This is a genomic window from Salegentibacter sp. BDJ18 (genome assembly GCF_017579965.1).
GTDB lineage: Bacteria > Bacteroidota > Bacteroidia > Flavobacteriales > Flavobacteriaceae > Salegentibacter.
Map to the genome: position 1 here is coordinate 42417 of NZ_JAFLQX010000028.1, position 11928 is coordinate 54344.

General features: G+C 37.1%; 10 protein-coding genes. 5 read left to right on the forward strand and 5 right to left on the reverse strand.

The window, feature by feature from the left end; genetic code table 11:
• Nucleotides 1-20 precede the first annotated feature (20 nt).
• Entirely contained in the window at nt 21-3038 is a 3018-nt protein-coding gene (locus tag J0871_RS16250; protein WP_208226259.1) for a tetratricopeptide repeat protein, read from the reverse strand.
• Nucleotides 3039-3199: 161 nt separating this feature from the next.
• On the opposite strand from J0871_RS16250, the gene J0871_RS16255 reads away from it, so the two are divergent.
• Nucleotides 3200-3883, forward strand: a complete 684-nt coding sequence (locus J0871_RS16255; protein ID WP_075327632.1) for an ATP-binding cassette domain-containing protein — start codon at nt 3200-3202, stop codon at nt 3881-3883.
• Here J0871_RS16255 and J0871_RS16260 read toward each other — a convergent pair.
• The 4 genes from J0871_RS16260 to J0871_RS16275 all read right to left on the reverse strand — a co-directional run bounded on the left by J0871_RS16260 (nt 3880) and on the right by J0871_RS16275 (nt 6948).
• Nucleotides 3880-4140 (reverse strand): YgjV family protein, encoded by a 261-nt coding sequence (locus tag J0871_RS16260; protein WP_075327633.1) that lies wholly within the window; start codon nt 4138-4140, stop codon nt 3880-3882. The two genes, J0871_RS16255 and J0871_RS16260, sit on opposite strands and share 4 nt — an antisense overlap.
• 140 nt (nt 4141-4280) lie before the next feature.
• The gene (gene typA, locus J0871_RS16265) at nt 4281-6080 is read right to left on the reverse strand and encodes a translational GTPase TypA (RefSeq protein WP_075327634.1); all 1800 of its coding nucleotides are present in this window, start codon (nt 6078-6080) and stop codon (nt 4281-4283) included.
• Nucleotides 6081-6223: 143 nt separating this feature from the next.
• Nucleotides 6224-6421 (reverse strand): hypothetical protein, encoded by a 198-nt coding sequence (locus tag J0871_RS16270; RefSeq protein WP_208226260.1) that lies wholly within the window; start codon nt 6419-6421, stop codon nt 6224-6226.
• A 41-nt stretch (nt 6422-6462) separates the two neighbouring features.
• Complete coding sequence (locus J0871_RS16275) at nt 6463-6948, reverse strand: DinB family protein (RefSeq protein ID WP_208226261.1); 486 nt, start codon at nt 6946-6948, stop codon at nt 6463-6465.
• Nucleotides 6949-7093: 145 nt separating this feature from the next.
• Between J0871_RS16275 and kdsA the strand changes: the two genes are divergently transcribed.
• From kdsA to J0871_RS16295, 4 genes are all read left to right on the forward strand, one after another.
• A complete protein-coding gene (gene kdsA / locus J0871_RS16280) occupies nt 7094-7912 on the forward strand; it encodes a 3-deoxy-8-phosphooctulonate synthase (protein ID WP_075327637.1) in 819 nt (272 codons plus the stop codon).
• A 337-nt stretch (nt 7913-8249) separates the two neighbouring features.
• Nucleotides 8250-9404, forward strand: coding sequence for a hypothetical protein (locus tag J0871_RS16285; protein WP_243870529.1), 1155 nt, complete (start codon nt 8250-8252; stop codon nt 9402-9404).
• A 23-nt stretch (nt 9405-9427) separates the two neighbouring features.
• Nucleotides 9428-11053: a BCCT family transporter gene (locus tag J0871_RS16290; protein ID WP_093305076.1), complete on the forward strand. Its 1626-nt coding sequence runs from the start codon at nt 9428-9430 to the stop codon at nt 11051-11053.
• A gap of 12 nt (nt 11054-11065) precedes the next feature.
• Nucleotides 11066-11923, forward strand: a complete 858-nt coding sequence (locus J0871_RS16295; protein ID WP_208226262.1) for a universal stress protein — start codon at nt 11066-11068, stop codon at nt 11921-11923.
• Nucleotides 11924-11928: the final 5 nt, after the last annotated feature.

Genomic DNA, 11928 nt, shown 5'->3' on the forward strand with positions numbered 1-11928 from the left:
ATGTTAGATTGAAAGTTGAATTAGTTGTTCGCTTCTACCGAAGAATTGGTTTTTGCTTCTTCTGTCTTTATTCTGGACAATTCCTGCTTAGCTTCCTGAACAATTTCGGGATAATTAGAGAAATTATTGATTACGTTTTCCAGAATATAAGTAGCCTGGTAAGCATCATCCAGCTCGTAGAAGTTATCGGCCATTAAAACTAGGCCTTTAGCGCCCCAGCGTTTATAGCCAGAGAAGTCTTTTGCCAGGATTTGCACCGCTGCGTTAGAAGCTTCGTAATTTCCGCTTTCATTTTTAAAGTAAGCATCGTAATATAAAGCTTCAGCAGCCAATTCTCCCTTAGCAGTTTTTTGAATTTCTGAATAAGCACTTTTTGCTTTACTCATATTTCCGGAAGCAAAAGCAGCACGTGCCACTATTACACGCGCATCGTTTCTCGCCTCTGAATCTGACGCTGAATTAGCCAACACCTTATCGGCATAAGTTGCAGCCTTTCCTGGCTGGTCTAATTCCAGGTAAGATTTCATAAGATTAGATTGTGCAAAAATCACATTCTGTTCAGAACTCGCTTCCTTCTCTAATCTTTCTAAATAACTTACCGCTTCCCGGTAATTTTTATTTTCAAGTAAGATTTCAGATAATCTTGAAAGCGCATCTTCGGTGAATTCATTTTTAGGCTTATCGGCTACTGAACGGTAATTGGCAGCCGCTTTCTGCTTGTTTCCATTTCTAAAATACATTTGTCCTAAATAGAAGTTCGCGTTTATAGAATGAATTCCATTAGGAAAACGTTGCAGGTAATTTTCAAAGCCACTAATCGCCCTGTCATATTCATTCTTGAAATATTGATTTTCTGCAGACTCGTAAGTAGTATTATCCAAATCGGCATCTGTCACTTCAACAAAATCTATATTTTGTACCCAGCTTGCATACTCATCGGTTCGGCCAAGATCTACGTAAACCATTCTTGCTGTAGAAACGGCCTGCATAGCTTCAGGTGTGTTAGGATAATCGTTTACCACCTTTTTCAATCTTTCTAAAGCACGATTGCCGTTATCGGCATTATAATGAATAAGCGCCTGCCTAAGCATTGCTTTGGGTACAAATGCACTTTGCGGCACCTCTCTAATTAGCCTGTCGTAAGCAGATAAGGCTTCAGAAGTATTATTTGCAGCAACATAAGTATTTCCCAATTCATACATTGCATCGTCTCTAAAAGAAGAACGGGAATATTGATTTATAAAGCTTTTTAGGTCAGAAATTTTTGTATCTCTTCTATCAATAAACCCATAACTCATTGCTTTTTGAAACGCAGCGTAATCATTATCGCCACTTAACGAAAGTGCTTTGTTATAAGCTTCAATCGCCGGCCAGTACTGGCTGCTCACAAAATAAGTATCTCCTAATCTTAATAAAGCATCGTTTCTACGGGCAACCTCGTTCGCGCCGTTTTCAGAATAACGTTTAAAATATTCTATTGCTCTTGCATACTCATTCTTTTTAAAATATGCATACCCAAGGTTATAATCAAGATTTTCAAGTTCATCGGTGCCTTGTGCGGCATTCATTCCTGAAAATTCACGATATCCAATTATAGCATCATCAATTCGGTTGATGTTATATTCGCTTTCGGCTTTCCAGAAAGTAGCTTTAGCCGTAATTTTTTGATCTCTGGGTTCAGAAAGTGCTTTTTCAAAATTATTAATCGCTCTTTCATAATCACCTTCTTCATATAACTGAAGTCCGTAATAGTAAGCTACTTTTTGATAGGCTTGTTTATCGCTAAAGTTGCGATTGTTTTCCAGCAAGCGCATTGCTTCCTCAAAATTTCCTGAAGTAAGGAAAGAATCTATAAGTAAACTTTCCATGGCTTCCCGGTTTTCAGATTCCGGGTATTTTTCAATATAATTGATTAAAACCTGCGACGGACTTTCATAACTATTCCCAATCTCATAACTGAGTTTTGCATAATTCATATACGCATCCTCCTGGATTTGAGAATTGAAATCCATTTCACTGGCATTTTTAAATGCGTTTAAAGCCTGCTGTTTTTGGTTAGATTCTAAATAAGATTGCGCTAAATGATAATAGGCGTTTTGGGCAATCTCATTTTTTCCATCAATAATTTTATTGAATTCAGAGATTGCTTTTTCGTAATCTCCCTGCTTGTAATAAGCATAACCCAACTGGTAATAATCGGTATTATTCCATTTTCCGCGTTCACCATCATATTCTTTTAAATAAGGCAGCGCCTCTTCATACTGCTCTAAGTTGAAATAACTTTCACCAATAATCTTATTTAATTGCGAACGTTCTATACGATTAGAACTTTGTAATTGTTCTTTAGCCAGTTTTATAGCTTCCTCGAAATTACCCAGTTTAAAGTTCATATCGGCCTGGAAATAAGAAAGGTCTTCACTGTACCTATCGTTACTACGTACCGCTTCAAAATTTTGATTGGCTTCCTCATAATCATCACCCTCGTAGGCCATATAACCAATGTAATATTTTGCCTGCGAACCAAACTCCTGCGAATCCCGAACCCTTTCTAAATATGTGCGCGCCTGGTCGTATTGTTTAGCTCTAAAATAGGCGTAGCCATTATTAAAATAATAGCGTTCCCTTTCTGCCCTGCTCATACTTTTTTCATCAACTTTATCATACCACTTGCGGGCAAGGGAATATTTTCCGGTTTGAAAATAATAATCGGCTACATCCAAATAAGCCGAATTAGTTTTTGTGCTGGTGGGATAACGACTTACAAAGCGCTCCATTAACCTGTCGGCGCCGGGTTGGTTTAACCTTACGGCCGCATTGGCAATATAGTAAGCACAATCTCCTTCAATTTTCTCGTCATCGGTTTGCTCTTTTACTTCATCAAACAAGTTTTGGGCAGCCAAAAATTGCTGATTATTATAAAGTTCAAGAGCTTTGTTAAATTCAGCGAGATCGTGGGTATAGTTAGCCGATCGCTGAGAAATTCCTTTAAAAGAGAAGAAAATTAAAACAACAAACAGTAAAATTTTGTTAGGTGTCATTTATTGATTTTTAAGTTGAGTATTCAAAGATAATTTAAACCTTGCTTTATTAACGCCGATATAAAGTGATAATTATGTTAATGTAAAAAAAAGTAAACCCGCGCCTTTTGAAAAATGTATATTTACCGATATTTTTACACTGAAGAAAAGCCTAAAACTTTATGTCTAATACCGTCCTGGAATTAAATAACGCTGCTATTTACCAGCGTGAAAGCCTTATTTTATCTGAAGTAGATGTACACATAAACAAAGGCGATTTTGTTTATCTTATTGGTAAAACCGGAACCGGAAAAAGTAGTTTTATGAAAACACTTTACGGCGATTTACCACTTACCGAAGGTGAGGGAACTATTGTAGACTTTAATTTGCGTACACTTAAGGAAAAAGATATTCCTTTTTTAAGACGAAAACTTGGTGTGGTTTTCCAGGATTTTAAATTGTTAACCGATAGAAATATAAAAGACAATTTACTTTTTGTACTAAAAGCAACCGGCTGGAAAGACCAAAAAGCAATGGATCTTAAAATTGACGAGGTTTTAGATAAAGTAGGAATGAAATCTAAAGGATTTAAATTTCCTTATCAACTCTCTGGCGGGGAGCAGCAACGGGTAGCTATTGCACGTGCTCTTTTAAACGACCCTGAACTTATTCTTGCCGATGAACCTACCGGAAACCTGGACCCGCAAACTTCAGTAGAAGTTATGGAAGTACTTCAGGAAATTAGCAAAAATGGGAACACCATTCTTATGGCTACGCACGATTATGCTTTACTGCTTAAATATCCTTCAAAAACTTTAAAATGCGATGGGCAGCGTGTTTTTGAAGTTGTTCAAAAATCGGTTTAAGGCTGAACTTCATCAGCTTTTACCCTGTGCGGTTTTTTATTGATAAAAAGGTAATAGAAATTTACACAAACAATTACCGCGTTGGTAATAATTACCGGCCAGGAATCTATTAAAACTCCGTAGACAATAAAAAAGACACAACCCAGGCTATTTACAATTCTAAGCTTTATGATATTCTTCATAAAGAAAGAAATCGCTACAAAAAAGGAGGCTAGATAACCTATCCATTCAGTAAGACTAATTCCCAGGAATTCCATATAAAAAAGAAGAGTTTGTTTGAAAATTCTCTTTTAACGTCAACCTGAACTCGTTTCAGGTTCTAAGTTATTAGATGCTGAAACAAGTTCAGCATGACGCCTTTTGAAAATTAGCAAACAAACTCTTTAAAGTTGAGTGATTAAACTATTTTATTTCTCTTACGCTCGTTTTCGGTAAGATAAATTTTACGCAACCTTAAGTGACTTGGAGTAACCTCAACATACTCATCTTTCTGAATATATTCTAAGGCTTCTTCCAAAGAGAACTTAAGTGCAGGTACAATCTTCGCTTTATCATCGGCACCAGAAGAACGTACGTTAGAAAGCTTTTTGGTTTTGGTAATATTTACCGCCATATCATCCTGACGGGAATTTTCACCAATTACCTGACCTTCATAAATTTCTTCTCCCGGATCTACGAAAAACTTCCCTCTATCCTGTAATTTATCAATAGAATAAGGAATTGCTTTTCCGCGTTCCATAGAAATTAAAGAACCGTTTTGACGCTGTGGAATTCCACCTTTCAACGGCTGATATTCTTTAAAACGGTGAGCCATAATCGCTTCACCTGCAGTAGCAGTAAGCAACTGATTACGCAAACCTATAATTCCTCGCGAAGGAATCATAAACTGTATGATCATACGTTCGCCACGGGTTTCCATGCTTAGCATTTCTCCTTTTCGCATCGTTACCATTTCTACAGCTTTTCCTGAAACTTCTTCAGGTAAATCTATAGTTAGTTCTTCAACCGGCTCACATTTTTCACCATCAATTTCCTTGATAATTACCTGTGGCTGTCCAATTTGAAGCTCGTAACCTTCTCTTCTCATTGTTTCAATAAGTACAGAAAGGTGCATTACCCCACGGCCATAAACCAAAAATTTATCGGCACTATCGGTTTCCTTTACCCTAAGGGCAAGATTTTTCTCTAATTCCTTGGTAAGTCTTTCTTTAATATGCCTTGAAGTCACAAATTTTCCATCTTTTCCGAAGAAAGGAGAATCGTTAATGGTGAAAAGCATACTCATTGTAGGCTCATCTATAGCGATGGTTTTAAGTCCTTCGGGGTTTTCAATATCAGCAATAGTATCACCAATTTCAAAACCTTCAAGACCAACAATAGCACAAATATCACCTGGTTGAACTTCGTCTACTTTTTTACGGCCTAAACCTTCAAAAATAAAAAGTTCTTTAATTCTTGTCTTTTTTATACTCCCGTCACGCTTCACTAATGAAACCTGCATTCCCTCTTTTAAATGCCCACGTTGTAATCTACCTATAGCGATTCTTCCTGTAAAAGAAGAAAAGTCTAAAGAAGTAATAAGCATTTGAGGAGAACCTTCCTGTACTTTAGGCGATGGAATGTGTTCCAGTACCATATCAAGAAGCGGTTCAATATTATCTGTTTTTACATCTGGATCGTCGCTCATCCAGTTATTAAGCGCTGAACCGTAAACTGTTGGGAAATCAAGCTGCCATTCTTCAGCACCTAATTCAAACATAAGGTCAAAAACCTTTTCGTGTACCTCATCTGGAGTACAGTTTGGTTTATCTACCTTATTCACTACAACGCAAGGTTTTAAACCAAGGTCTATAGCTTTTTGCAACACAAAACGGGTTTGCGGCATTGGACCTTCAAAGGCATCTACCAATAATAGAACCCCATCGGCCATATTTAATACTCGTTCTACCTCTCCACCAAAATCGGCGTGACCAGGAGTATCAATAATATTGATTTTGGTGTCTTTATAGACTACCGATACGTTTTTAGAAGTAATGGTAATACCACGTTCCCGTTCCTGGTCGTTATTATCCAGGATAAGATCTCCAGTGTTCTGGTTATCTCTGAACAAACGGCAGTGATACATAATCTTGTCTACCAGGGTAGTTTTACCGTGGTCTACGTGCGCGATAATCGCGATGTTTTTAATAGCTGTCATATAAGCGCCTCATTTTTAAGGCTGCAAATGTACGGCTAATTTTAAAGATACAAGTATCTGAGGCGACTAATTCAAAATAAAAAATATAGAAGCAAATTAACTGATATTCAAAAGGTTAATTTTGAATATGGAATTTAATAAAATCAGGAAGTAGATTTTAGCCTTTTATATACGAAGAATCCAAAATAAATAGTAGCAATAGTTCCAAAACCAATACCGAGTAAAGGTTCTTCTGGTCTTTGATAGATAAAGAAAATGGTAGCAGCCGTCATTATTAGTGCGTTGATAAGTAAACGCTTAGGGGTATAATAATTACTGAACTGTTCTTTTAATCCTTGCATAGCTAAAATTTTTGCAAAGCTAAGGATTTAAAATTGATCTTTTAATTTTCGTCGGCTGATGGCCCATAAGTAGCCGGCAGAGGTATATCCAGTAATCTAAAATAAACGCCCAATTGCGCCCTGTGGTGCGGCAATTGATTAAGGACCATCATTCTAAGAACAGAATATTTAGGCATATCCATTAACACTTTTCCATCCTGCATCATTTTCCAGTTTTTCTCATATTCACTATCCGGTTTTCTTAAAGCAGCTTCGGCTTCAGAGGTATTATTCTGCAAAATTTCGAGGATTTCCTCCATACTATCAAAATCTGGAGATTTATAACCAGCCATATCCATTTCGTCCATTTCCATAGTAGCAGTTATCCAACTGGGAATTTCAGCTAGATGATTCGCTAATTGCTTTATGCTCATTGATTTTTTATGTGGTCGCCAGTCCAATTTATCGGCAGGAATACGTTTCAAAAATTTTTCGGTAAGCACAACTTCGTGTTGTAGTTCAGAAATTAGCAAATGTTGCAGTTCCATATTTTAAAAATTACCACGGGAAATTACAACAAATAGTTCTTACGTATAATGTAGTAAGCAGAAAATTAAACTCGGGAAAACACTTATTTTTTGAATTGTAACACCCGCTTAATTCTGTTACCTTTGCTTTCCTAATTCCCATTTTATGAAACTTGAAAAGATTCCGCAGTTAAAACATATTAATTCTAACAATTTCTTTTTACTAGCCGGGCCCTGTGCAATTGAAGGTGAAGAAATGGCGCTGAGAATAGCCGAAAAAGTAGTTGAAATAACCAATAAACTGGAAATTCCCTACGTTTTTAAAGGATCTTTTAAAAAAGCTAATCGCAGCAGAATTGATAGTTTTACAGGAATTGGGGATGAAAAAGCTCTCAAAATTCTTAGAAAAGTTTCTGAAACTTTTGAGATCCCTACTATAACCGATATTCACGAAATAAGCGACGCAAAAATGGCTGCTGAATATGTAGATATTCTCCAAATCCCAGCCTTTTTGGTGCGGCAAACAGACTTAGTAGTTGCCGCCGCAGAAACCGGAAAAGTGGTTAATCTTAAAAAAGGACAGTTTATGAGTCCTGAAAGTATGAAACACGCGGTTACCAAAGTAACCGATTGCAATAACGAACAGGTTATGGTTACCGATCGTGGGACTATGTTTGGTTACCAGGATATGATTGTAGATTTTAGGGGAATTCCCACTATGCGTGAATTTGCTCCTACCGTTTTAGATGTCACTCATTCTCTCCAACAACCCAACCAAAGCAGCGGTGTTACCGGAGGCAGACCGGAAATGATAGAAACTATTGCCCGCGCAGGAATAGTAAATAAAGTAGATGGCCTGTTTATAGAAACCCATTTTGACCCGGCCAACGCTAAAAGTGACGGTGCTAATATGCTAGATCTTAACTATCTGGAAAAATTACTAGGTAATTTAGTTGCAATAAGAAAAACGGTAAATAGCTTATAAAAATTTCTTTAAGTGCAAGGTAGGCCTCGTTCTACTTATCACTTATTTTATCAAATCACCCGGCCATATGTTCTGGGTGTGATTGTTATTGCACTAGCCTGTTTGTTAAAATTCATCAAAATTTAAAGTTGTTTTTCTTCAGTTAAAATCTTTTATATTTTAAAGCTGCTGGTGGGCATTTTATTGCCCATAGCTTTATTTATCTCCTTCTAGAATACAAAACCTATAGCTCTCTTAACAGCTGTTATATTTAATTAAATAAAAGTTAATCTAATTCATTATTAAGAGTTTCCGTTTTAAATTAAGTTAATTTGAAATTCAACCAACCTAAACCTTAATGCAAAAACAACCTATTTCGAAAGGTGTATTTACCTGGAAATTCTGTTTAGCTATTTTCTGTATATTTATAGTAGCTCCTTTAACCGCGCAGGAAGAACCAGAAGTATCTGTTGGTGGTGCGCTTCGTTATAATTACAACCTTTCTTCCTGGAAAGACGGACAAAAAAACCGTGGTGGTGATTTTGGTTACGATATTTTTAGAGTAAACTTTAATGCAAAATATAAAGGGGTTTACTTAAATGCTGAATATAGATTATACTCTGACGCTTTTGGCGGTGGCGTAATGAAGCAAGGCTGGATGGGATATAAATTTAATGATATAGACGAAATTCAAATTGGCCTTACCCAGGTTCCATTTGGTATTCAGCAATATAATTCCCACAACTGGTTTTTTAATTTAACCTATTATATGGGGCTGGAAGACGATCACGATATGGGTATAAAATATATTCACGCCGGGGAGAAATATGAATATCACTTTGCATTCTTCAAAAATTCGGAAGAATTGCGATTTGGCAGTGATACCGAATCTTCTACCAGTAGATATTCTTATGATGTTGTTGGCAGAAACAAAGAAATAAATCAATTCAACGGGAAATTCGTTTATAAATTTGGAGATAAGGCTGCTAATAGATTAGGCATTTCGGCACAATATGGCGGCCTCTATAATTTAGACACCCAGGAAACCGGAAATCATTATGGTTTGGCCGCGCATTACGAAATCACTCAAAATCGTTGGAATTTAAAAGCCCAGGCTTTAACCGCTTCGCATAATCCAATTAATGCTGAAGGAGAAAACAGGGAAGCTTTAAGTTTTGGTGCTTATGGCGCACCTTATGAAGTAGCTGCCGACTTTAACTTATATTCCCTGGCAATTTCAAGAAATATCCCTGTAAACCTGGGGCCCGTTTCTAATTTGGAATTCTATAACGATTTTGGTTATATGCAAAAACATAAGAGCAATTTTACTGATTCTTATATGAACGTTACAGGAGTACTGGTTACCGCCGGGCAGGTTTATACTTATATAGATTACGCCGCCGGTTATAATCACTCCTGGTTGGGAGGTAATTTTGTAGACGATTTTGCAGCCGGTAATCCCGATGCAAAATGGGAAGCAAGATTCAACATCAACATAGGCTACTATTTTTAATTTAATTTCTGAAAACCACTTATATGGCAAAGAAAGTTACCAGAAGCGATGAGAAAAAATCAATTTTTGGATTAGAAGTAAACGGTCCCGTTTTCTTTATTTCATCCTTTATAATTATTGTAAGCATCGCTCTAACCCTCATTTTTGAAAAACAGGCAGAAACTATTTTTGCAGATATTCAAACCGCGGTTGCCAATAATGCCGACTGGTTTTTTATCATGTGTGTAAATATATTCCTGGTTTTCCTGGTCTACCTGGCTCTAGGGCAATTTGGAAATATGCGCATAGGTGGCCAAAATGCCAAACCCGAATTTAAAACCCTCTCGTGGTTTGCCATGCTGTTTAGTGCGGGGATGGGAATTGGGCTGTTATTTTTTAGTGTGGGCGAACCTGTAATGCATTTTACAGCACCTCCAACCGGTGAACCAGGAACTGCAGCTGCCGCCCAGGAAGCTATGAATTTCACGTTTTTACATTGGGGTTTTCACGCCTGGGGAGTATATGCCTTAGTTGGCCTGGCACTTGCTTATTTTACCTACACTCGAGGTTTGCCACTAACTATTCGTTCTATTTTTTATCCTTTCCTGGGAGATAAAATTTATGGGAAAATTGGAGATGCAATAGATATTTTTGCAGTTCTAGCTACTTTATTTGGTTTAGCTACATCGCTGGGGTTCGGGGTTCAGCAAATTGCCTCTGGTTTAGATCACGTTTTCAATATTCCCAGCGGAATTACCACGCAGGTATTGTTAATTGCTGGAATTACGCTTATTGCAACAATTTCAGTGGTTCTTGGTGTAGATAAAGGAGTTAAATTTCTTAGTGAATGGAATATGCGGGTTGCCTTGCTTTTGCTTGGCCTGGCTTTAGTGCTTGGTCCTACCGTATTCATTTTTAGATCCTTTGTTGAAAATACCGGAAGTTATCTATTCAATTTTATTGAAATTTCTACCTGGAGTGAAACTTTCACTAATAGCTCCTGGCAAAACGACTGGACCGTGTTTTACTGGGGCTGGTGGATTGGCTGGTCGCCATTTGTTGGAATGTTTATCGCCCGAATTTCTAAAGGACGAACCATTAGGGAATTTGTGTTAGGAGTATTATTAGTACCTTCTTTAGTCACTTTTTTCTGGCTTTCCGCCTTTGGTAGTGTTTCAATCCAGGAAGCTCTTGGTGGAGATATGAGTATAATAGACGCCGTTAACGATGATATTGCCACTGCCCTATTTGTTTTCTTTGAAGATTACCCGCTTTCTATGGTAATAAATGTAGTAGCAGTAATTTTAATTGCCGGCTTTTTTATTACTTCATCAGATTCTGGATCATTGGTAATTGATAGTTTAACTTCTGGAGGAAAAATAGATGCACCAAAAGGTCAGCGAATCTTTTGGGCAGTTACCGAAGGAACTGTAGCCGCAGTTTTATTAATTGGCGGCGGGCTACAAGCGCTCCAAACCGCAACCATAGTTACCGGATTGCCCTTTGCTGTTATTCTGCTTATTATGTGCTACTCCCTCTACAAAGGTTTAAAAGAAGATCTGGTAGAAATGCAGGATAAAAAAGAACAAAAGGAGATGGAAAATTATGAGGATATCGTGAATGATATTGTTAAGAAAAGAAACCTAGGCAAAAACAATAACCAAAACTAAAAAACAGGCATTATGGAAAAATTCACCAACATTCTGGTTGCCTTAGACCTTTCAGACATTGATAATTCAGTTATAAAATATGCTTCATTCTTATCGGAGACGCTAAAAATTAAAAAGGTATATTTTGTACATAATATTAAGAAATATGAGATTTCTTCGCTTTTTGATGAACAAATGAAAGATGTAAATCTTGATGAGATAATTGGCGACGAACTCAATGAAAAAGTAGAAACCCATTTTAATAGTAAGGCAGAATGGGAAGTTCTTATTTCTGAAGACCCTTATACCGAATCCTTGATAAATTATATCGCCAATAAATATTATATAGACCTGGTGATGGTTGGAAATAAGAATAGAAAAAAAGGAACAGGAATTGTAAGCAATAAATTGCTGCGTCTTTTAAAATGTGATATTCTCTCTGTTCCACGGGACTTTCATCCAGAAATAAAAACAATTTGGGCGGGAACCGATTTTTCCCGTGAATCTCGAAAAATATTTCCTATAGCACAAATGCTTCAGAAGGCTACTTCGGCTCCTGTAACTGCCGCACATGTATATTCGGTACCGGTGCAATTTTCACCTTATGTTCCTAAAGAAGCAATGGCCCCGAAAATTGAAAAACACGCCCGGGAAAAAGGAGATAAATTTCTTAGCAAATTAGATTACCAGGGCGAAGTAACACCCTTAATTATTCCCGGCAGGGACGCCAGTGTGGCCAGTAATTTATTGGAATGTGCAAAGAAAAATAACGTTGATATTTTAATTGTGGCCGATAAAGGTGCGAATAATATTTCCAGCCTGTTAGTTGGAAGTGTAACCGAAGAATTATTCGGGAAAAACCCCGAAGTACCTTTATGGATTTCTAAATAGATCTT